The organism is Bacillus sp. SG20033 (assembly GCF_044570195.1).
GTDB lineage: Bacteria > Bacillota > Bacilli > Bacillales > Bacillaceae > Bacillus > Bacillus subtilis.
In genome coordinates this window covers 2,484,375-2,505,536 of record NZ_CP172606.1, presented here as the reverse complement: position 1 = coordinate 2,505,536, position 21,162 = coordinate 2,484,375, and the positions used below count along the sequence as shown (strand labels likewise).

Genomic DNA, 21,162 nt, shown 5'->3' with positions numbered 1-21,162 from the left:
CAAACACCTCTCGTGTTTTGAATATTCTGCACAAACTTGTTCAAAACAGGAAATGAAATAGTATTGGACGAGAGCTTTTTGGTGGCTTATACTATAGGGTAGCCAGTTTTTACGGCAATGAGAGTGATACTTGAAAATGGTGAGATGATGGAAGAATATCAAGTGAAAATTGATACGTTTGAGGGCCCATTGGACCTGCTGCTTCATTTAATCAATCGTCTTGAAATTGACATATATGATATACCTGTGGCGAAGATCACTGAACAATATTTATTATATGTACATACGATGCGTGTGCTTGAGCTCGATATGGCCAGCGAGTATTTGGTTATGGCTGCCACGCTGCTCAGCATTAAAAGCAGAATGCTGCTCCCGAAGCAAGAGGAGGAGCTTTTTGAAGATGAATTGCTTGAAGAAGAAGATCCGCGGGAGGAACTGATTGAAAAGCTGATTGAGTATCGAAAATATAAAGATGCGGCGAAAGAATTAAAAGAACGGGAAGAAGAAAGACAAAAATCGTTCACGAAACCGCCGAGTGATTTGAGTGAATATGCAAAAGAAGTAAAACAGTCTGAGCAAAAGCTCTCTGTCACGGTCTATGATATGATCGGAGCTTTTCAAAAAGTGCTGAAACGCAAAAAAATAAACAGGCCGATGGAAACAACAATTACAAGACAGGACATACCAATCGAAGCCAGAATGAACGAAATCGTGCACAGCTTGAAATCTAGAGGAACGAGAATCAACTTTATGGATCTGTTTCCATATGAGCAAAAAGAACATTTAGTAGTGACCTTTCTAGCTGTTCTCGAGCTGATGAAAAATCAGCTGGTCCTCATTGAACAGGAGCACAATTTTTCAGATATTTACATTACGGGGAGTGAATCCATTCATGGGGCTTAATATCGTGAATTGGAAAGCTATTGTGGAAGCCCTTCTTTATGCAGCAGGCGATGAAGGGCTTACAAAAAAGCAGCTGTTAACAGTGCTTGAAATCGAAGAGCCTGAACTGAACACGATCATGGCGGATGTGGCGGACGAATACCGCGGAGATACACGAGGGATTGAACTTATTGAGTATGCAGATACGTACATGCTCTCTACCAAAAAAGACTTTGCGCCTTACTTGAAAAAACTGATTGAAGTGCCGTCAAAGGGCCTTTCTCAAGCATCTTTAGAAGTGCTGGCCATTGTTTCATACAAACAGCCAATTACGAGAGCAGAAATTGAAGAAATCAGAGGAGTAAAATCAGAGCGGATATTACACAGTCTTGTCGCGAAGGCGCTATTGTGTGAAGTAGGGCGTGCCGATGGTCCGGGGCGGGCCATTTTATACGGTACTACGCCGACTTTTCTTGAACAATTCGGTCTGAAAACGCTGGACGAGCTTCCGCCGCTGCCTGAAAATGCGGAAGAAGACGTTCTTCAAGAAGAAGCAGATTTATTTTTTGAAAACTTTAACCAAACCTTCGAAGATATAAAATAGAAGTTTAATGAATCGCGCTTTTTCATCATCATAAGATATAAGGAAGAAGCTATCATGAAAGAAGCAAAATGTGAGAGACAAAGACATGAGGGGAAGATACCAAACGAAATGGGACATTCGATTGTGCGAGCGCAGACTCAAAAAACAGGCGAATTCTTATCAATGGTTGTCAATACCGTGAACGATTACCTAAATCAAACGACGCTTGAGTCCTTACAGGCTGAATTGCCTATTGAAAAAGGATACTGCTGTGATGTGCTGAGCACTCTGAGAAGAATGGCAGTATTTTGTGAAGGAGGCGCAGAAGCGTGCCGCCGTCTCCTGATGCAGGAGCCTTTTCAGGAAGCCAGAGCGGAAAAAACACTTTATAATGTGTATCACCAATGCATTGAAGAGTTCTTTATGCCGAAAAAAGACACGTGGTGTGAAAATAGCCGGGCGTCTTATACCGGGGTCAGCGCAATTGAGTTTTATCATGCTGTTCCTGCGTCGCTTGAGCAATTATTATTGCCGTTGAGCGCTGCCTTTCTGAAGATGAGGGAAGAGCTGGCTCATTACGAAGCGTCCGGATCAAGCATGGCGCCAATCAGATAACGGTTACTCTCCCTTTTTCAGGGAGAGTTTTTTTATGTTTGCTTCCAGAAATATAATTGTTATTCATAACTGATGGACATGCGCATAAACTTGTACAAACCACCACAAGGACGTGAGCAAACATGCGCATTTTCAAAAAAGCAGTATTCGTGATCATGATTTCTTTTCTTATTGCAACCGTAAATGTGAATACAGCACATGCTGCTATAGATGTCAGTGCAAAAAGCGCGATCATTATTGACGGTGCGTCAGGCAGAGTGTTATATGCCAAGGATGAGCATCAAAAAAGGCGGATCGCGAGCATCACAAAAATTATGACCGCCGTCCTCGCCATCGAATCCGGCAAAATGGATCAAACGGTGACGGTTTCGGCAAATGCTGTCAGAACAGAAGGCTCCGCCATTTATTTAACAGAAGGTCAAAAAGTGAAGCTAAAAGATCTTGTGTATGGCCTGATGCTAAGATCAGGAAACGACGCCGCTGTCGCGATTGCTGAGCATGTCGGTGGGAGCCTCGATGGGTTTGTTTATATGATGAATCAAAAAGCCGAGCAGCTTGGTATGAAAAACACCCGTTTTCAAAACCCGCACGGATTGGACGACCATGAAAATCATTATTCAACAGCCTATGACATGGCCATTTTAACTAAGTATGCTATGAAGCTGAAAGACTATCAAAAGATTTCAGGCACAAAAATATACAAAGCGGAAACGATGGAAAGCGTATGGAAAAACAAAAATAAACTGCTGACCATGCTATATCCGTACAGCACAGGAGGAAAAACAGGCTATACAAAACTTGCAAAACGGACACTGGTCTCTACGGCTTCAAAGGACGGCATTGACCTGATAGCCGTCACCATTAATGACCCTAATGATTGGGATGACCATATGAAGATGTTTAACTATGTGTTTGAGCATTATCAAACCTATTTAATTGCAAAAAAAGGGGATATTCCAAAGCTGAAAGGCACATTTTATGAATCGAAGGCTTTTATCAAACGTGATATCACCTATTTGCTGACTGAAGAGGAAAAAGAAGATGTGAAAATTAATACCACACTGCTCAAGCCGAAAAAAGCATGGGAAAAAGATGCCTCGAAAATCCCTGACATCGTAGGGCACATGGAGATCATGTTCAACAATGCAACCATCGCAAAAGTGCCGATCTATTATGAAAATGAGCGGCATCAAAAACCGAAGAAACAATTTTTTGAAACGTTTAAATCAATCTTTCTGAATGCGGCAGGCGGAGCAAAATGGTCAATATAATTTGGGTCAGTTTAACCGTGATCGGACTCGTTTTTGCGATGTGCAACGGAACTCTGCAAGATGTAAATGAAGCCGTGTTTAAGGGTGCGAAAGAAGCGATTACGATTTCATTTGGATTGATGAGCGTGCTTGTTTTCTGGCTTGGCTTAATGAAAATCGCCGAGCAGTCAGGTCTTTTGGATATTTTCAGCCGGATGTGCAGGCCTTTTATATCTAAACTGTTCCCTGATATACCGCCGGATCACCCGGCGATGGGCTATATTTTATCTAATCTTATGGCGAATTTCTTCGGCCTCGGAAATGCAGCAACTCCGCTTGGCATTAAAGCAATGGAACAAATGAAAAAGCTGAATGGAAACCGATCGGAAGCAAGCCGGTCAATGATTACTTTTTTAGCTGTTAATACGTCCTGCATCACACTCATCCCGACAACGGTGATCGCTGTCCGAATGGCTTATTCCTCCAAAACGCCGACAGATATCGTCGGGCCAAGCATTTTGGCAACGCTTATTTCCGGAATCGGTGCCATTATCATTGATCGGTATTTTTATTACCGCCGCAAAAAGAAGGGAAGGTGAGCGGATGGAAATCATCAACTGGCTGTCTTTAGCCATGATTCCAATCATTATTGCCGGAATTCTTCTTTATGGAACGATCAAAAAGGTTCCGACATATGAATCGTTTGTCGAAGGCGGAAAAGAGGGGATAGAAATCGCCTTTTCCATTATCCCCTATTTAGTCGGAATGCTTGTCGCTATAACTGTTTTTAGATCATCAGGCGCGCTTGATTTTATAATGGATCTTTTAAAACCGGCTTTCTCCGCTATCGGCATCCCTGCTGAAGTAGTGCCGCTTGCTCTGATCCGCCCGATCTCCGGTACGGCCGCTCTCGGAATGACGACCGATTTAATTGCAGTATACGGGCCCGATTCCTTTATCGGCAGGCTGGCTTCCGTCATGCAGGGATCTACAGATACAACGCTTTACGTACTGACTGTGTATTTCGGAGCAGTCGGCATTAAAAAAATGGGTGATGCATTAAAGGTGGGACTTCTTGCAGATTTAATCGGCGTAGTTGCATCTATCATCATCGTTACGTTATTATTTGGGAGCGCCTGAAAACGGCGTTTTTTTTAGATTTGGCATAGGAATTTGAAAAAGCTTGTTTGTTAAGGTTGAAAAAAGTAAGATAATACTTGAGGTGAAAGACATGGAAAGACTGCAAAAAGTGATTGCTCATGCCGGAGTTGCGTCGCGCAGAAAGGCAGAAGAGCTGATTAAAGAAGGAAAAGTAAAGGTGAATGGCAAAGTAGTAACAGAGCTAGGTGTTAAGGTCACCGGTTCTGATCAGATTGAGGTAAACGGGTTAAAGGTTGAACGCGAAGAGCCGGTTTACTTTCTCTTATATAAACCAAGAGGCGTTATTTCCGCAGCGCAAGATGATAAAGGACGCAAAGTGGTGACGGACTTTTTTAAAAATATTCCGCAGCGCATTTATCCGATTGGGCGTCTGGACTATGATACGAGCGGTCTTTTGCTTTTAACCAATGACGGCGAATTCGCCAATAAGCTGATGCACCCTAAGTATGAAATAGACAAAACATACGTGGCGAAGGTGAAAGGAATCCCGCCTAAAGAGCTGCTCAGAAAGCTGGAGCGCGGAATTAGGCTGGAAGAAGGCAAAACAGCGCCTGCTAAAGCGAAGCTGCTGTCCTTGGATAAGAAAAAGCAGACAAGCATTATTCAGCTGACGATCCATGAGGGACGCAACAGACAGGTGCGCCGCATGTTTGAAGCGATCGGACATGAGGTAATCAAGCTGAAGCGTGAGGAATACGCGTTTTTAAACCTGCGAGGCCTGCACACGGGCGATGCCAGAGAGCTTACGCCTCACGAAGTAAAAAGGCTCAGAGCACTGGCGGATCACGGTAAAAACGCTTTCTAAATTTCACATAACCTTCAAAAAGTAAGAAATGTGAAATGAACGTGCAATGATATAATTGAATGGATCTGCAATAGGGGGAAGGGGGCAGTGGACAATGAAGAAAAAAAGGCGTTTATTCATTCGGACCGGCATCCTTCTCGTTTTAATCTGCGCACTCGGCTATACCATTTACAATGCTGTATTTGCCGGCAAAGAGAGTATATCCGAAGGGTCCGACGCACCGAATTTTGTCCTTGAGGATACGAATGGGAAACGTATCGAGCTCAGTGACTTAAAAGGGAAAGGTGTTTTTTTGAATTTCTGGGGTACATGGTGTGAACCGTGCAAAAAAGAGTTTCCTTATATGGCAAACCAATATAAGCATTTTAAAAGCCAAGGTGTTGAAATTGTCGCTGTAAATGTTGGGGAGTCAAAGATAGCAGTACATAATTTTATGAAATCCTACGGAGTCAATTTCCCGGTTGTTCTGGATACAGATCGCCAAGTGCTTGATGCCTATGACGTATCTCCGCTTCCGACAACCTTTTTGATCAATCCGGAAGGAAAAGTTGTCAAGGTGGTGACCGGCACTATGACAGAAAGCATGATACACGATTATATGAATCTCATAAAACCCGGAGAGACTTCGGGATGAAGCAAGTCAAATGTGAATGCGGACATATAAACCCGGTCGGAACCGTTTTATGCGAATCGTGCGGAAGAGCTCTTCAGGAAACTCAACCTCCGCTCGCTGATATGAGATATGACGGAAGCGCAAGACGTTCGCAAACCTATAACAAAACGATCATCGATAAAATTTGGAATTTCTTTTCCTCGGTTAAGGTGGGAATATGGCTTATCGTCATAACCCTTGCCGCATCAGCGTTCGGCACCATTTTTCCCCAGGAAGCCTATCTGCCTCCGGGCGCACAGGCTGATACTTATTACAAGGAGCAGTACGGCACGTTCGGCCAGCTTTATTATTTGCTCGGGTTTCATCACTTATATGGTTCTTGGTGGTATTTGCTGCTCATTGCCTCGATCGGCATTTCACTCGTGATTTGCAGCCTTGATCGGGTCATTCCGTTGTACAGAGCGTTAAAAAACCAAGGCGTCAGAAGGAGCCCGGCTTTTTTAAAAAGGCAGCGCTTGTTCAGTGAAACGGTTACTGTACTGAACGGGGAATCGAAAGAAAAGATAGTTGCTCTATTAAAGAAAAAACATTATAGAATCAGAGAAAAAGAGGGCAGCATTCTTGCTGAAAAAGGACGCTTTTCCCGCTGGGGCCCGTATGTCAACCATATTGGATTGATCATCTTTTTGATTGGTGCGATGCTGAGATTTGTGCCTGGCATGTACGTCGATGAGACGCTTTGGGTCAGAGAAGGCGAAACCGCAGCAATTCCGGGTACAGACGGAAAATATTATTTGAAAAACAATCAATTCAGCGTAGAGACCTATAACAGCAAAACAGAAAAAAAGGTATTTGCAGATGCCATTGACAGAGTCGGGGACGGTAGAGTGGCAAAGAACTTTCAAACCGATGCCGTACTCTACAAGAGAGAAGGAAAAATTGTTTATGGCGAGAAGCCGAAGCTGAAAAAAGTAACAGAAGAAGACATCCGTGTCAATCAGCCGCTGCGTTTTGATTCTTTTTCCGTTTACCAGGTGGATTATAAAGAGAATCAGCTTGACCAAATGGTGTTCCAGCTGATTGATAAAAAAACAAAAAAATCCTTTGGGAGCCTGAAGATCAACCTTCTGGATCCAGATTCGGTCTATGATCTTGGCAACGGTTACAAAGTGGAAATCGCCAGCTACCTGCCAGACTTCTATTTTAATCAGGACGGAGAGCCGAGCACAAAAACAAAGATCCCTAACAATCCGGCTTTTGTCTTTAATATTATAACGCCGGACAAACCGAAAGGCGAAAAGAGCTTTGTCGCCATCCAAGAAACCATCGAAGGATCAGGCAATAATAAATACAAGCTGAAATTTGACCATGTCGAAACGAAAAACATTACTGGACTTACAGTCAGAAAGGATCTGACACTCTGGGTGCTTGCTGTCGGCGGAGCCATTTTTATGATCGGTGTTATTCAAGGTATGTACTGGCAGCACCGAAGAATTTGGCTGCACTCACAGGACGGTGCAGTTATGGTAGCGGGGCATACCAATAAAAACTGGTTTGGCCTGAAGAGGGATTTAGCATTTATATTGGCTGATTCCGGACTGACTGAACCGGCGGACCAAAAAGAATTAATCAAAACACAGAAATAGGCGAAAAGGGAGTGATGTCATGGCAGAGCTGAGCGGAAATTTTCTTTATGCGGCCTTTCTTGTGTATTTAATCGCTGTCCCAATTTTCGGCGGGGCCATACGCGGGAATAAAGATAAAAAGGGCAGGCCAAACCGATGGGCCAACATTGGAATCACCCTTTCTATTGTCGGTTTTTTCTGCCACCTAGGATATTTCATCACAAGGTGGGCTGCCAGCGGCCATGCGCCTGTCAGCAATATGTTTGAATTCACCACCGCTTTTGGCATGATGCTTGTTTTGGCGTTTATCATTCTTTATTTTCTCTATAGATTGCCTTCATTAGGCCTGTTTACGCTGTCAATTGCTTTATTGCTGATTGCCTACGCCAGCATGTTTCCGACAGATATCTCGCCTTTAATTCCTTCGCTCCAAAGTAACTGGCTGTATATTCACGTAACAACGGCCGCGCTTGGGCAAGCTATACTTGCCATCAGCTTTGTCGCTGGTGTCATCTTTCTTTTGAAGCATGTAGACCAGACAAAGCCAAGCAAAAAGACCTTCTGGCTTGAAGCGATTATGTTTATCCTGGTCACAACCGTCGCCTTTATTGCAATCACATCAGCATTTCGTCTTGCAGGCTATGAAGCGGAGTTTAACTGGGTGGACAAAAGTAAAGAAAAAAGCGTGATGGTGTACGAAATGCCCGCGCTTGTCGGTCCGCATCAGGGAGAGCTTTTGACCGAAGGAAGAATGGAACCGCTTGTTGATCTTCCCGCGCTTTTCTCAGGCAGAAAAGTGAACACTGTCATTTGGTCATTTGGAGCAGGTCTTGTGTTGTATGGGGCTCTCCGTCTGATCATCAGAAAAAGAATCAGCGCTCTATTACATCCGCTGGTGAAAAACGTCAATCTTGATCTGGTGGATGAGGTTGGGTACAGGGCCGTATCAATCGGATTTCCGATCTTTACACTCGGCGCGCTGATCTTTGCAATGATTTGGGCTCAGCTCGCCTGGACCAGATTTTGGGGCTGGGACCCTAAGGAAGTATGGGCGCTGATCACGTTTTTGTTCTATGCCGCTTACTTGCACTTAAGACTGTCAAGAGGCTGGCACGGTGAGAAGTCAGCATGGCTGGCCGTAATCGGTTTTGCTATTATTATGTTTAATTTAATATTCGTAAATCTTGTGCTTGCCGGACTTCATTCTTATGCATAGTCCTTTGAAAGCGACACAGTTCTCAAACTTTCTCACGATTTGATAAAATGAAAGTAACAGAAGGAAAGCAGGGGGAAAACATGGACCAAACGAACGAAACAAAAATATTAGTAGTTGATGACGAAGCCAGAATTCGCCGCCTTTTAAGAATGTATCTTGAACGTGAAAATTATGCTATAGATGAAGCTGAAAATGGTGATGAAGCCATTACTAAAGGGCTTGAAGCCAATTATGACTTAATTTTGCTTGATCTGATGATGCCGGGGACTGATGGAATTGAAGTGTGCCGGCAAATTCGTGAAAAAAAAGCGACACCCATTATTATGCTGACCGCAAAAGGAGAAGAAGCAAACCGGGTGCAGGGGTTTGAAGCGGGAACAGATGATTATATTGTTAAGCCGTTCAGCCCGAGAGAAGTCGTGCTGCGTGTAAAGGCCCTTTTGAGAAGAGCATCCCAAACCTCTTATTTCAATGCCAATACACCGACGAAAAATGTGCTCGTGTTTTCACATCTGTCAATAGACCATGATGCTCACCGCGTAACAGCTGATGGAACAGAAGTGAGCCTGACGCCAAAAGAGTATGAGCTTCTATATTTCTTAGCGAAAACGCCTGACAAGGTGTATGATCGGGAAAAGCTTCTGAAAGAAGTGTGGCAATATGAGTTTTTTGGTGATTTACGGACAGTGGACACTCACGTCAAACGCTTGAGAGAGAAGCTGAACAAGGTATCTCCGGAAGCTGCGAAAAAAATTGTCACCGTATGGGGTGTAGGTTATAAATTTGAGGTCGGCGCTGAATGAAATTTTGGAAAAGCGTAGTAGGCAAGCTGTGGTTTACGATCCTTTCACTCGTCTTGATCGTATTGTTCATATTAACGGTTCTTTTGCTGGAGTTTATTGAAAACTACCATGTGGAAGAAGCTGAGAATGATTTAACACAGCTTGCGAATAAAGTTGCTGTCATCCTAGAAAATCACGAGGACCAGGCACTGGCAAGGTCAATCACTTGGGAGCTCGCTGATAACTTAACAAGCATTGCCATCATCCAGGATGAGAAGAACCACTGGTATTCTCCGAATGATAAAAATCGCCTGTCGTCTATTACGGTTGAGCAAATACAGCATGACAAAGACTTAAATAAAGCTCTCCAAGACCATAAAAAAGTAAGCAAACGGACGGGGCTGAGCGATACAGACACGGATAATGAACGCCTGATTGTAGGTGTCCCGTATGAAAAAGACGGAAAGAAAGGCATGGTCTTTTTATCCCAGTCTTTGCTTGCCGTTAAAGATACAACAAAACATACGACCCGCTATATTTTTCTTGCCGCTGGAATTGCGATTGTGCTGACCACATTTTTCGCATTCTTTTTATCAAGCAGGGTCACGTACCCTCTCCGAAAAATGAGAGAAGGCGCGCAGGATTTGGCGAAGGGCAAGTTCGATACAAAAATCCCGATTTTAACTCAGGATGAAATCGGTGAACTGGCGACCGCTTTTAATCAAATGGGCCGGCAGCTTAACTTTCATATCAATGCGCTCAATCAAGAAAAAGAGCAGCTTTCTAACATTTTGAGCAGTATGGCTGACGGGGTTATTACCATTAATATTGACGGTACGATTCTTGTGACCAACCCGCCGGCTGAACGTTTTCTTCAGGCTTGGTATTATGAACAGAACATGAATATCAAAGAAGGCGACAACCTTCCGCCTGAAGCAAAAGAGCTGTTTCAAAACGCTGTCAGCACTGAAAAAGAACAAATGATTGAGATGACGCTGCAAGGCAGATCATGGGTGCTTTTGATGTCGCCGCTTTATGCGGAATCGCACGTCAGAGGAGCGGTTGCCGTACTGCGTGACATGACAGAAGAACGCCGCCTTGATAAGCTGAGGGAAGATTTTATCGCAAATGTCAGTCATGAGCTGAGAACACCGATCTCCATGCTTCAGGGATACAGTGAAGCAATTGTCGATGACATTGCAAGCTCTGAAGAAGACCGGAAAGAAATTGCCCAAATCATTTATGACGAATCGCTCCGAATGGGCCGTTTAGTTAATGATTTGCTTGATTTAGCCCGAATGGAATCAGGCCATACAGGCTTACATTATGAAAAAATCAATGTGAATGAGTTTTTAGAAAAGATCATTCGGAAGTTTTCCGGTGTTGCGAAAGAAAAAAATATTGCTTTACATCATGACATTTCCCTCACAGAAGAGGAATTTATGTTTGATGAAGACAAGATGGAGCAGGTATTTACCAATTTGATCGATAACGCGTTGCGGCATACTTCATCCGGCGGCAGTGTCTCCATTTCAGTCCATTCTGTGAAGGATGGATTGAAAATTGATATCAAAGACTCCGGGTCCGGCATACCGGAAGAAGATCTGCCATTTATCTTTGAGCGGTTTTATAAGGCAGATAAAGCGCGGACAAGGGGCAGAGCAGGAACCGGGTTAGGGCTGGCTATCGTTAAAAATATCGTGGAAGCCCACAACGGATCAATTACTGTGCACAGCCGAATAGATAAAGGAACAACATTTACTTTTTATATTCCGACAAAACGGTAAAATCGAGTCTGAATTTGCCGAAGAATCTTGTTCCATAAGAAACACCCGCTGACTTAGCGGGTGTTTTTTTAATAGCCAACATTAATAAAATTTAAGGATATGTTAATATAAATTCCCTTCCAAATTCCAGTTACTCGTAATATAGTTGTAATGTAACTTTTCAAGCTATTCATACGACAAAAAAGTGAACGGAGGGGTTTCAAATGGAAGAAACCTTTCAATTATTATATGATACATATCATCAAGATTTGTACCAATTTTTATTTTATATGGTAAAGGATAAAAACCAGACAGAAGACCTTCTTCAAGAGGTTTATATCCGGGTATTAAATTCTTATCATACGTTTGAAGGAAGAAGCAGTGAAAAAACATGGCTTTTGTCTATCGCACGCCATGTTGCGATAGACTGGTTCCGTAAACAGCAAACAATCAGACAGCGTATACTCGGTACATTTGACTGGGATACACAGGATGTCAGGGATCAGCAATTGCTGCCGGACGAACTTGCGGTTCAACATGAAAATGTCCGGGAAATTTATGCTGCGCTTGATCAATGTACAATCGATCAAAGAGCTGTGATTATCTTGCGGTTTATTCAGGGATATTCAATACAGGAAACAGCCAAGGCTCTGCGCTTCTCGGAAAGCAAAGTAAAAACGACCCAACACAGAGGGCTCAAAGTACTTCGGAAACATATGGAGCTTTTGAGGGAGGAGCTAATGGATGATGAAGTCAGAATGGAACGAAGAACAGATAAAGGAGTTGTTAAGTCAACTTCCGGCAGTTAAAGACCATCGTTCGCCTCAGGATATTTACAAGCGGCTGACGATGGCAAAGCGTAAAAATAAGCCCGCTGTCAGGTGGATTGGCCCCGCGTGTGCCGCTGCAATTGCGGTTTATATCGCCTTCATTATTACTCCTCATTTCTTTGATCAGGCACAGCCTCAACAAAAAGAAGCGTCCCAAGAGAACGCAGTAACGAAAACTGAGACAGAAGACAGCCCAAAAGCTGCATCGTCCTTGGATCATACATCGTTTGTTGTACCTGAAAAGGAACAAGACAATTACATCACTGTAGCAGTTGCTGATGCCGATACATCTGCAATTATACCCGTCAGCATTCAAAAAACAAATGCATACCAAACGATCCAGGACATGCTGACTGTAAGTAGTGAATTGGATATCTTGGATCATGCCATTACAATTCCATCCTTCATAGATGAAGTAGAAATAAAGGAAAAACCAAAGCAGAAGGAATTAAGTATACGAGTCCATCAGCCAGCTACGGCATTTTCTGTAAAAGATGATACACTGTTAAAAAAATTGCTTAAAGAATCCTTAAAATGGAGTCCTTATGAAAAAGTCAAATTTTTATCGGATCAAAATGAGACTGGGGTTCGGATTGGCTCATATGGCACTTTTACGGAAATTTCGATTCCAAAACAGTCAAAAAGAGCTTACTACTTGTACAAAAATAAACAAGGGAACTTTCTCATTCCGTCAGAAAAAACATTTGATACGGTAAAAGAAGCGATTAATGAAATGGAATCGAGCAGTCAAAAAGATACAACACCGCTTATTCAAGCTGGTACTGTCCAATCTGTAACGAAGAAACAGAAGCACTTATATATCCGTTTCTCAAAGGACTCAGAAGTTGAGGATTCTATTGCCAGTATTTTAATGATTGAGGGACTTCTTTTAACCGCAAAAGAGTTTGGCTTCACAGAAGTGACCTTTACCGAAACCAGAACAAACAAAATCGGCAAATATGACGTATCAGATGCAATTCCGGTACCGGCTGCTCCAAATCCGATTTTCTTAAACTAAAATGGGCCCTTTGAGGCTCTTTTTTAGTTGCTATTCATATAATAGAAATTTTCAAAAAAAAGTTGTACGTGTATAATAAAACAAGGTAACGATTGAAAGGATTTGAGATGAGTGAACGTGTTAACAATTAAAGGAGTTTCCATCGGGGAAGGAACGCCGAAAATCATCGTTCCGCTGATGGGAAAGACGGAAAAACAAATTCTGAATGAAGCAGAGGCAGTAAAATTACTGAATCCGGACATTGTTGAATGGAGAGTCGACGTATTTGAAAAAGCTAATGACAGAGAAGCGGTCACAAAGCTCATTTCTAAGCTTCGTAATTCTTTAGAAGACAAGCTATTTCTATTTACATTCAGAACCCACAAAGAGGGCGGGAGCATGGAGATGGACGAAAGCTCCTATCTTGCTTTGCTGGAATCGGCAATCCAAACAAAAGACATCGATCTGATAGATATCGAATTATTTTCAGGAGATGCAAATGTAAAGGCGTTAGTATCGCTGGCGGAAAAAAACAACGTCTATGTGGTGATGTCAAATCACGACTTTGAAAAAACACCTGTAAAAGATGAAATTATTTCCAGACTTCGAAAAATGCAGGACTTAGGCGCGCATATTCCAAAAATGGCTGTCATGCCGAATGATACTGGAGATCTCCTAACGCTGCTTGATGCGACGTATACAATGAAAACAAAATATGCAGACCGTCCCATTATTACAATGTCAATGGCTGCAACAGGGCTTATCAGCAGGCTGAGCGGTGAGGTTTTTGGATCGGCTTGTACTTTTGGAGCTGGAGAAGAGGCGTCCGCACCAGGCCAAATTCCTGTTTCTGAGCTAAGGAGTGTCTTAGATATTTTGCATAAAAACACACGGGGATAGAACAATAAAAAAACTCAAGCTATATAGCTTGAGTTTTTTTGATTATGGCAGATCAATGAGTTTCACAGACACAATATCAGGGACATTTGTTAGTTCTTTCACAATTTTATCTTCCAGATGTCTGTCAAAGGAAAGCATCATGATGGCTTCTCCGCCTTTTTCCTTACGGCCAACCTGCATAGTTGCAATGTTAATATCATTATCTCCGAGAATACGTCCTACTCTGCCGATGACACCTGTTGTATCTTGATGCTGGATATACACCAAGTGACCTGTCGGATAAAAATCAATATTAAATCCATTGATCTCGACAATTCGTTCTCCGAAATGAGGAATATACGTAGCCGTTACAGTAAAGGTGCTGCGGTCTCCTGTCACTTTTACGCTGATGCAGTTATCGTATCCAGATTCAGAAGAGGAAATTTTTTCACTGAAGCTGATGCCGCGTTCTTTTGCGACACCCCCGGCATTGACCTCATTAACAGTAGAGTCAACGCGCGGTTTTAAAAAGCCTGACAGAAGGGCTTTTGTAATGAACGATGTTTCAAGTTTAGCAATTGTCCCTTCATATTGAATGGCAACATCCTGTACTGGTTCTTTCATGCACTGTGATACAAGGCTGCCAATTTTTCCTGCAATTTGATGGTAGGGCTTAATTTTAGCAAATTCATCTTTTGTCATGGCAGGCAGGTTGATAGCTGACATGACAGGCAGGCCTTTTGCGAACTGCAGAACTTCTTCTGACACTTGGGCGGCGACATTGAGCTGTGCTTCTTTCGTTGATGCTCCCAAGTGAGGAGTGGCAATGACTAATGGATGATCAACAAGTTTGTTGTCAACTGGCGGTTCAACTTCGAAAACGTCAAGCGCTGCTCCCGCAACATGCCCGTTTTCCAAAGCTTCGAGAAGTGCTGCTTCATCGATAATTCCGCCTCGCGCACAGTTAATTAAGCGAACGCCTTTTTTCGTTTTTGCAATCGTTTCTTTATTCAATAAGCCTTTTGTTTCTTTTGTTAAAGGCGTGTGAACGGTAATGATATCCGCACTTTCAAGTACTTCTTCAAATGTACGGCTGTTTACGCCGATTTTTTTCGCTCTTTCTTCCGTTAAGAAAGGATCAAAAACGTGCACTGTCATACCGAACGCTCTCGCACGCTGTGCAATTTCACTTCCGATTCGGCCTAATCCTACAATACCAAGCGTTTTTCCATAAAGCTCTGAACCGACATAAGCTGTGCGGTTCCACTCTCTGGATTTCACTGAGATATTAGCCTGCGGAATGTGTCTCATTAAAGAAGAGATCATTGCAAATGTATGCTCAGCTGTCGAAATGGTGTTGCCGTTCGGAGCATTGATCACGATTACCCCGTGTTTCGTAGCCTCATCAATATCGATATTATCGACACCGACACCGGCTCTTCCGACAATTTTTAAAGAAGTCATTTTGTTGAAAAGGTCTTCTGTTACTTTTGTCGCGCTTCGCACCAAAAGAGCATCAAAAGTATGTAATTCATCTTCTGCATCTGCTACGTTTTTTTGAACGATTTCAATAAAGTCTGATTCAATAAGTGGCTGTAAACCGTCGTTGCTCATTTTGTCTGAGACCAATACTCGAAACATCGTTAGATTTCCTCCTAAATTGACAAACTAAATATCTGATAATTTAACATATTCTCAAAAGAGTGTCAACGTGTATTGACGCAGTAAAGGATAAAAGTAAAGCCTAATAAATCAATGATCTGACAGCTTGCAGGTAATATATTTAATTTGAAGCAATTCTCTATACAGCCAACCAGTTATCGTTTATAATGTAATTAAATTTTATATGATCAATCTTCGGGGCAGGGTGAAATTCCCTACCGGCGGTGATGAGCCAATGGCTCTAAGCCCGCGAGCTGTCTTTACAGCAGGATTCGGTGAGATTCCGGAGCCGACAGTACAGTCTGGATGGGAGAAGATGGAGGTTCATAAGCGTTTTGAAATTGAAATTTTTCAAACGTTTCTTTGCCTAGCCTAATTTTCGAAACCCCGCTTTTATATATGAAGCGGTTTTTTTATTGGCTGGAAAAGAACCTTTCCGTTTTCGAGTAAGATGTGATCGAAAAGGAGAGAATGAAGTGAAAGTAAAAAAATTAGTTGTGGTCAGCATGCTGAGCAGCATTGCATTTGTTTTGATGCTGTTAAATTTCCCGTTTCCGGGTCTTCCGGATTATTTAAAAATCGATTTTAGCGACGTTCCCGCTATTATTGCCATTCTGATTTACGGACCTTTGGCGGGTATTGCCGTAGAAGCGATAAAAAATGTTCTTCAGTATATCATTCAGGGAAGCATGGCCGGAGTTCCTGTAGGGCAAGTTGCGAATTTTATTGCAGGAACACTCTTTATATTACCGACTGCTTTCTTATTTAAAAAACTCAACTCAGCAAAGGGCTTGGCTGTCAGCCTGCTTTTGGGAACTGCAGCGATGACCATTTTAATGAGTATTTTAAATTATGTTCTGATTCTTCCGGCATACACGTGGTTTTTACATTCACCGGCATTATCCGACAGCGCGCTAAAAACAGCAGTCGTCGCAGGTATCCTGCCGTTTAACATGATAAAAGGTATTGTAATTACGGTTGTATTCTCACTAATTTTTATCAAGCTTAAGCCATGGATTGAGCAGCAGCGAAGTGCACATATCCATTAAATAAAAAAGCTCCCGTTCGGGAGCTTTTTTTAGTTACTTCTATTCAAATTTAAGCGGGTCGCCTTCAAATGGCTCATCCGCCACTTTGATGGAATCAGTAGGGCATCCTTCAAATGCGTCAATCATATCTTCTTCCAGTACCTCAGGAACTTCGACAACACCTTTGTTTTCATCAAGCGTTACGAACGCGATGCCTTCATCATCGTAATCGTAAATGTCTGGTGCAGCAGCTCCGCAAGCGCCGCATGCAATACATGTATCTTTGTCTACGATTGTGTACTTTGCCATGAATAAAACCTCCCAGATTGTTCTTGGTGGAACAAATGGATCAATCTTTATATTTAATCAATTTAACACCTATTCCTCTTACTTATTGTAATGATGTTGCTGCCACATTTCAACAGAAAAATGATTGAGAATGCTTATCACATAAGGGGTTATCTACATAACATCCCCCTTAATGATGACTTTAAACGTCGATTTCTGTTTGAAATCTGTTAAAATAAAAAGAGCAAATCAACGATTTTTGTCAGGAAGAATGTAGGTGGATAGGTTGTCATTAAATTACTTCGATATTATGGTTCTCGATTGTCTTTGCAAAATAAACGGGGAACGGTCGGGAAGCGCTGTTTTTCACCTATTCAAAGGCAAGAGATCGTCACAGACCATTCAAGATGCCGGCTTATTTCAGACTGCAAAATACTTTGGAATGGCGGCAAAATGTTCGAGAAGCGATATTTCTGCGTCGATTGACAAGCTTGAAAAGCATTCATATCTCGCGCCAATGTCTGAATCAGATACATACAAAGTGACAGCCAGCGGCGCAGCAGTTTTGAGACATGCCCTTAGCGAGCGGCCTTGGCCCGTTCATTGTCACGGCGCTCATTATCAGCAGGCTGCCGGCGTGCTTTGGAAAAGGCTTTCGCTGCTTGTGCAGGTCCTATCCCATAAACAGCAAGGGAGCAGGCAGTATATCCCTGTCACAAAGGATCATAAGACACTTCACTGGGTAAAGAAATACCTGTCCCGGCATACGGATCATATAGAGATGGCAAAAAGCCTTTTTGCCATGCTTGAGGCGCATTTGAAAAAGATTGAAAACAAAGCAGCGCAAATTTTTGTCTACTCCTTAACCTCGCACCATCGGATCGGTTATACGAGCAGGCAGCTTGCTGATACGCTGAAAGAAGACGAATGGTATGTCTATATCATGTTTTGGGCTTCGGTACATTATTTTATTCATTCTCTTCCGGAGTGTGAAGATGCTTTGTTAAAGGATCTCCTTTCTGATGTGCATTTAGATAATGCCCTGACAGAGTCGACGAGGAAAACATGGCAGATGGTCAAACAAGGGTTTCCGATACATCGAATTGCTGAAATCAGAAAGCTGAAAACAGCGACGATCGAAGACCACATTGTCGAGATTTCTCTCCATGAGCCTGCGTTTATGATTAATGACTATGTATCAGCAGAAGACCAGCTTCAAATCGCAGAGTTTGCCAAACGGATGCGGACGAATAAAATCAAACAAATTCGCGACGGGCTGGAACAGCGGTTCAGCTACTTTCAAATCAGACTGGCATTGACAAAGCAGGTGCAGCAATATGACTAAATTACAGCAAACGTTATATCAGTTTTTTGGTTTTACTTCCTTTAAAAAAGGGCAGCAGGACATTATTGAAAGCATACTCAGCGGGAAGGATACCATTGCAATGCTCCCGACTGGGGGAGGGAAATCGCTTTGCTACCAGCTGCCTGGTTATATGCTTGACGGCATGGTATTAATCGTTTCTCCACTGCTTTCTTTAATGGAGGATCAGGTGCAGCAGCTCAAAGCCCGGGGGGAAAAGCGTGCTGCAGCTTTGAACAGCATGCTTAACAGGCAGGAAAGACAATTTGTTTTAGAACATATTCATCGATATAAATTTTTGTACTTGTCTCCTGAAGCTTTACAGTCTCCATATGTATTGGAAAAATTGAAAAGTGTCCCGATCAGCCTATTTGTTATTGACGAAGCGCATTGTATTTCTGAATGGGGACACGACTTCAGGCCTGATTATTCAAAGCTCGGGCAGCTGAGAAAAAAACTTGGTCACCCGCCCGTTCTGGCATTGACCGCCACGGCTACAAAGGAAACGCTGCAAGATGTCATGAACCTGCTGGAGCTGCAGCATGCTGTACGCCATCTCAACTCAGTCAACCGCCCAAACATCGCACTGAGGGTTGAAAATGCGGCGGATACTGCCGAAAAAATAGATAGGGTCATTCAGCTGGTTGAAAACCTGCAAGGTCCGGGAATTGTTTATTGTCCGACACGGAAATGGGCTGAGGAATTAGCGGGTGAAATTAAAAGCAAAACGAGCAGCAGAGCCGACTTTTACCATGGCGGTTTGGAGTCAGGGGACAGGATTTTAATTCAGCAGCAGTTTATTCATAACCAGCTTGATGTGATATGTTGTACGAATGCGTTTGGAATGGGTGTCGATAAACCCGATATCAGATATGTGATTCATTTTCACCTCCCGCAGACGGCAGAAGCTTTTATGCAGGAAATCGGCAGAGCGGGACGCGACGGAAAGCCGAGTGTCAGCATTTTGCTGCGGGCGCCAGGGGATTTTGAATTGCAGGAACAGATTATCCAGATGGAGAGTGTCACAGCTGAAGAAATCGCCGACGTGATCCGTGTGCTAGAGAAGACGGAGGAGCGGGATGAGAGAAGGCTTCGTGACGTATTACTTCAGTATGGAGTCGGAGAGACACAGGCCCGTATGATGATTCATCTCTTTATGCAGGGAAAAACATCAGTTGAACTGATGAAGAAAGAAATTTCATATCGCATGGAGCTGAAGCTGGAAAAAATGCACCGTGTATCATTTTTGCTTCAGCGTGACGGCTGTTTAAGGCAGGCACTGTTAACCTACTTTGATGAATCATACGAGCCTGATGACGGAAACCTCCCGTGCTGTTCACATTGCGGTTTTGATTTATCCTTGTATGAACAAAAAGGGGAACGGAGTAAAATGGCGCCATTAGACAGCTGGAGTTCGGAATTGCACCGGATATTCAGCTTGCAGACTGTAGGTGAGCTGAACTGAAACAGCAAAAAGATTATATTCAGCATATGTCTGACCGTGATATGCTGAAGCAGTTATACTTGACGCAGCTACTCATCATCTTTGCCGCTGCTGCAGCAGGACTATTCTTTTTTGAGGATGTACGGGACGTATTAAAGCACTGGGACATTCGCGATATGCGAATCATCTGGTATGGTGTTTCTATAGCTGTTATTGTTATTTTAGCCGATATGGCAGTAATGAAATGGTTTCCGTCTCATTTATATGATGATGGCGGAATCAATAAAAAAATATTCAGTAAGAGGTCAATCCCTCATATTATATTTTTAACGCTTCTGATTGCTTTCGCGGAAGAAATGTTATTCAGGGGAGTGCTGCAGACTCATATCGGTTTATGGGCGGCCAGCCTTATATTTGCCGCTCTGCACTTTCGGTATTTGTCAAAATGGCTGTTATTTATTATGGTGACAGCAATCAGCTTTTTGCTCGGTCTGATGTATGAATGGACCGGCAACTTATTTGTTCCGATGACGGCGCATTTTATCATTGATGCCGTGTTTGCCTGTCAGATTCGTTTTGAACATGTGAGGAGGGATAAACATGACGAACATGTCGAGAGTAGAGAGAAGAAAAGCCCAGAATCTTTATGAAGATCAAAACGCCGCATTGGCGGACGATTATGTCGATGATGGAGAAAGCCTTCCGACAAGACAATCTGTAAAAAATCAAAGAGAACAGAAAAAAAAGCAAGGCAAAACAAAAACGCCATTATTCACAGTACTTGCAGTAATATTTGTATTTGTGCCGGTTATCGTTTTAGTCACCTTATTTTATCTAAAGAGCCACCCGGATAATCATGACGATTATGAAGATGTTTTTATTGACAGCAGCCAAAGCAAATATGAGGTTGTCCCGAAATCAGAGGATAAAAACGATACCGCAGACACTAAAGAAACCGCACTGCAGAAGGAGTCAAAAAAAGAGCCAGAAGATTCCAAGCCAAAAGAGCAAACAGCTGCTGATAAGAAACAGACTGCTGTAGCGGAAAAAGAAGACTCGGCAAATAAGGAGGAAGCAACCGCCGCGGCTGCTTCCTCTTCCCAATCAACAGTACAACAGCAAGAACAGCAACAGCAGCCGGCTGAGCCAGTTCAAAATGTGCCGAATCGCGTTGTCAAGCACACCGTCCAAAAGAAAGAAACGCTATACCGCATTTCCATGAAGTATTATAAAAGCCGGACAGGAGAAGAAAAAATTCGAGCGTATAATCATCTGAATGGAAATGATGTTTACACCGGACAAGTTTTGGACATCCCTTTAATGGATGAATAGGGTATTATTTTTATTTTACGTTCATATATTGTAGCAATGAA

Annotated in this window: 22 protein-coding genes and 1 riboswitch; of the genes, 20 read left to right on the top strand and 2 right to left on the bottom strand. The window is 42.8% G+C overall.

The features are described 5' to 3' along the window. The first annotated feature begins 147 nt into the window (after positions 1 to 147). The 15 genes from scpA (at position 148) to aroD (ending at position 14,025) form a co-directional block, all read left to right on the top strand. Positions 148 to 903, top strand: a complete 756-nt coding sequence (scpA, locus tag ACFVP7_RS13140) for a segregation/condensation protein A (protein ID WP_015714192.1) — start codon at positions 148 to 150, stop codon at positions 901 to 903. Continuing rightward, positions 893 to 1,486: an SMC-Scp complex subunit ScpB gene (scpB, locus tag ACFVP7_RS13135; protein WP_396582251.1), complete on the top strand. Its 594-nt coding sequence runs from the start codon at positions 893 to 895 to the stop codon at positions 1,484 to 1,486. The genes scpA and scpB overlap by 11 nt, the downstream gene beginning before the upstream one ends. Positions 1,487 to 1,540: 54 nt before the next feature. After that, positions 1,541 to 2,080, top strand: coding sequence for a YpuI family protein (locus ACFVP7_RS13130; RefSeq protein ID WP_014477219.1), 540 nt, complete (start codon positions 1,541 to 1,543; stop codon positions 2,078 to 2,080). Positions 2,081 to 2,202: 122 nt separating this feature from the next. After that, positions 2,203 to 3,351, top strand: coding sequence for a D-alanyl-D-alanine carboxypeptidase DacB (gene dacB, locus ACFVP7_RS13125; protein WP_128993082.1), 1,149 nt, complete (start codon positions 2,203 to 2,205; stop codon positions 3,349 to 3,351). Next, positions 3,339 to 3,929 (top strand): spore maturation protein SpmA, encoded by a 591-nt coding sequence (gene spmA, locus ACFVP7_RS13120; RefSeq protein WP_004398980.1) that lies wholly within the window; start codon positions 3,339 to 3,341, stop codon positions 3,927 to 3,929. The genes dacB and spmA overlap by 13 nt, the downstream gene beginning before the upstream one ends. 4 nt (positions 3,930 to 3,933) lie before the next feature. Further along, a complete protein-coding gene (gene spmB / locus ACFVP7_RS13115) occupies positions 3,934 to 4,470 on the top strand; it encodes a spore maturation protein SpmB (RefSeq protein ID WP_003230509.1) in 537 nt (178 codons plus the stop codon). Between the two features lie 91 nt (positions 4,471 to 4,561). After that, positions 4,562 to 5,296: a 23S rRNA pseudouridine(2605) synthase RluB gene (gene rluB / locus ACFVP7_RS13110; protein WP_004398815.1), complete on the top strand. Its 735-nt coding sequence runs from the start codon at positions 4,562 to 4,564 to the stop codon at positions 5,294 to 5,296. A gap of 94 nt (positions 5,297 to 5,390) precedes the next feature. Next, entirely contained in the window at positions 5,391 to 5,930 is a 540-nt protein-coding gene (gene resA / locus ACFVP7_RS13105; RefSeq protein ID WP_003230513.1) for a thiol-disulfide oxidoreductase ResA, read from the top strand. Continuing rightward, entirely contained in the window at positions 5,927 to 7,555 is a 1,629-nt protein-coding gene (gene resB / locus ACFVP7_RS13100) for a cytochrome c biogenesis protein ResB (protein ID WP_326147640.1), read from the top strand. Before resA ends, resB begins: the two co-directional genes overlap by 4 nt. A gap of 19 nt (positions 7,556 to 7,574) precedes the next feature. Continuing rightward, entirely contained in the window at positions 7,575 to 8,750 is a 1,176-nt protein-coding gene (gene resC / locus ACFVP7_RS13095) for a cytochrome c biogenesis protein ResC (RefSeq protein ID WP_004398799.1), read from the top strand. Positions 8,751 to 8,830: 80 nt separating this feature from the next. Next, positions 8,831 to 9,553, top strand: a complete 723-nt coding sequence (gene resD, locus ACFVP7_RS13090) for a DNA-binding response regulator ResD (RefSeq protein ID WP_032726061.1) — start codon at positions 8,831 to 8,833, stop codon at positions 9,551 to 9,553. After that, complete coding sequence (gene resE / locus ACFVP7_RS13085; protein ID WP_014477214.1) at positions 9,550 to 11,319, top strand: sensor histidine kinase ResE; 1,770 nt, start codon at positions 9,550 to 9,552, stop codon at positions 11,317 to 11,319. Before resD ends, resE begins: the two co-directional genes overlap by 4 nt. Positions 11,320 to 11,522: 203 nt before the next feature. Then, entirely contained in the window at positions 11,523 to 12,107 is a 585-nt protein-coding gene (gene sigX / locus ACFVP7_RS13080) for an RNA polymerase sigma factor SigX (RefSeq protein ID WP_003230521.1), read from the top strand. Next, positions 12,043 to 13,146, top strand: a complete 1,104-nt coding sequence (locus tag ACFVP7_RS13075; protein WP_256682857.1) for a GerMN domain-containing protein — start codon at positions 12,043 to 12,045, stop codon at positions 13,144 to 13,146. The genes sigX and ACFVP7_RS13075 overlap by 65 nt, the downstream gene beginning before the upstream one ends. A gap of 111 nt (positions 13,147 to 13,257) precedes the next feature. Beyond that, a complete protein-coding gene (gene aroD / locus ACFVP7_RS13070) occupies positions 13,258 to 14,025 on the top strand; it encodes a type I 3-dehydroquinate dehydratase (RefSeq protein ID WP_396582247.1) in 768 nt (255 codons plus the stop codon). A gap of 42 nt (positions 14,026 to 14,067) precedes the next feature. Here aroD and serA read toward each other — a convergent pair whose 3' ends face one another. Continuing rightward, complete coding sequence (serA, locus tag ACFVP7_RS13065) at positions 14,068 to 15,645, bottom strand: phosphoglycerate dehydrogenase (RefSeq protein WP_004398713.1); 1,578 nt, start codon at positions 15,643 to 15,645, stop codon at positions 14,068 to 14,070. Between the two features lie 208 nt (positions 15,646 to 15,853). After that, positions 15,854 to 15,988, top strand: a riboswitch (FMN riboswitch). A gap of 154 nt (positions 15,989 to 16,142) precedes the next feature. Between serA and fmnP the strand changes: the two genes are divergently transcribed. After that, a complete protein-coding gene (gene fmnP / locus ACFVP7_RS13060; protein WP_004399159.1) occupies positions 16,143 to 16,715 on the top strand; it encodes a riboflavin transporter FmnP in 573 nt (190 codons plus the stop codon). Between the two features lie 39 nt (positions 16,716 to 16,754). Here fmnP and ACFVP7_RS13055 read toward each other — a convergent pair whose 3' ends face one another. Further along, a complete protein-coding gene (locus ACFVP7_RS13055; protein WP_003225461.1) occupies positions 16,755 to 17,003 on the bottom strand; it encodes a ferredoxin in 249 nt (82 codons plus the stop codon). A gap of 265 nt (positions 17,004 to 17,268) precedes the next feature. Between ACFVP7_RS13055 and ACFVP7_RS13050 the strand changes: the two genes are divergently transcribed. From ACFVP7_RS13050 to ACFVP7_RS13035, 4 genes are read left to right on the top strand one after another with little or no spacing between them, the layout of a single operon-like run. Then, positions 17,269 to 18,327, top strand: coding sequence for a helix-turn-helix domain-containing protein (locus ACFVP7_RS13050; RefSeq protein WP_396583265.1), 1,059 nt, complete (start codon positions 17,269 to 17,271; stop codon positions 18,325 to 18,327). Next, a complete protein-coding gene (locus tag ACFVP7_RS13045; protein ID WP_015251799.1) occupies positions 18,320 to 19,810 on the top strand; it encodes an ATP-dependent DNA helicase RecQ in 1,491 nt (496 codons plus the stop codon). Before ACFVP7_RS13050 ends, ACFVP7_RS13045 begins: the two co-directional genes overlap by 8 nt. A 26-nt stretch (positions 19,811 to 19,836) precedes the next feature. Beyond that, entirely contained in the window at positions 19,837 to 20,439 is a 603-nt protein-coding gene (locus ACFVP7_RS13040) for a CPBP family intramembrane glutamic endopeptidase (protein ID WP_230488238.1), read from the top strand. Then, positions 20,390 to 21,121: a LysM peptidoglycan-binding domain-containing protein gene (locus tag ACFVP7_RS13035; RefSeq protein ID WP_038429216.1), complete on the top strand. Its 732-nt coding sequence runs from the start codon at positions 20,390 to 20,392 to the stop codon at positions 21,119 to 21,121. Before ACFVP7_RS13040 ends, ACFVP7_RS13035 begins: the two co-directional genes overlap by 50 nt. Positions 21,122 to 21,162: the final 41 nt, after the last annotated feature.

Excerpts from the sequence above, each read along its gene's own strand:
- sigX (WP_003230521.1), top strand. The coding sequence starts at position 11,523 with ATGGAAGAAACCTTTCAATTATTATATGATACATATCATCAAGATTTG.
- ACFVP7_RS13040 (WP_230488238.1), top strand. The coding sequence starts at position 19,837 with ATGTCTGACCGTGATATGCTGAAGCAGTTATACTTGACGCAGCTACTC.
- resD (WP_032726061.1), top strand. The coding sequence starts at position 8,831 with ATGGACCAAACGAACGAAACAAAAATATTAGTAGTTGATGACGAAGCC.
- resB (WP_326147640.1), top strand. The coding sequence starts at position 5,927 with ATGAAGCAAGTCAAATGTGAATGCGGACATATAAACCCGGTCGGAACC.
- resC (WP_004398799.1), top strand. The coding sequence starts at position 7,575 with ATGGCAGAGCTGAGCGGAAATTTTCTTTATGCGGCCTTTCTTGTGTAT.
- ACFVP7_RS13045 (WP_015251799.1), top strand. The coding sequence starts at position 18,320 with ATGACTAAATTACAGCAAACGTTATATCAGTTTTTTGGTTTTACTTCC.
- ACFVP7_RS13130 (WP_014477219.1), top strand. The coding sequence starts at position 1,541 with ATGAAAGAAGCAAAATGTGAGAGACAAAGACATGAGGGGAAGATACCA.
- ACFVP7_RS13035 (WP_038429216.1), top strand. The coding sequence starts at position 20,390 with ATGACGAACATGTCGAGAGTAGAGAGAAGAAAAGCCCAGAATCTTTAT.
- resE (WP_014477214.1), top strand. The coding sequence starts at position 9,550 with ATGAAATTTTGGAAAAGCGTAGTAGGCAAGCTGTGGTTTACGATCCTT.
- ACFVP7_RS13055 (WP_003225461.1), bottom strand. The coding sequence starts at position 17,003 with ATGGCAAAGTACACAATCGTAGACAAAGATACATGTATTGCATGCGGC.
- resA (WP_003230513.1), top strand. The coding sequence starts at position 5,391 with ATGAAGAAAAAAAGGCGTTTATTCATTCGGACCGGCATCCTTCTCGTT.
- rluB (WP_004398815.1), top strand. The coding sequence starts at position 4,562 with ATGGAAAGACTGCAAAAAGTGATTGCTCATGCCGGAGTTGCGTCGCGC.
- serA (WP_004398713.1), bottom strand. The coding sequence starts at position 15,645 with ATGTTTCGAGTATTGGTCTCAGACAAAATGAGCAACGACGGTTTACAG.
- spmA (WP_004398980.1), top strand. The coding sequence starts at position 3,339 with ATGGTCAATATAATTTGGGTCAGTTTAACCGTGATCGGACTCGTTTTT.
- ACFVP7_RS13075 (WP_256682857.1), top strand. The coding sequence starts at position 12,043 with ATGATGAAGTCAGAATGGAACGAAGAACAGATAAAGGAGTTGTTAAGT.
- scpA (WP_015714192.1), top strand. The coding sequence starts at position 148 with ATGGAAGAATATCAAGTGAAAATTGATACGTTTGAGGGCCCATTGGAC.
- spmB (WP_003230509.1), top strand. The coding sequence starts at position 3,934 with ATGGAAATCATCAACTGGCTGTCTTTAGCCATGATTCCAATCATTATT.
- dacB (WP_128993082.1), top strand. The coding sequence starts at position 2,203 with ATGCGCATTTTCAAAAAAGCAGTATTCGTGATCATGATTTCTTTTCTT.
- scpB (WP_396582251.1), top strand. The coding sequence starts at position 893 with ATGGGGCTTAATATCGTGAATTGGAAAGCTATTGTGGAAGCCCTTCTT.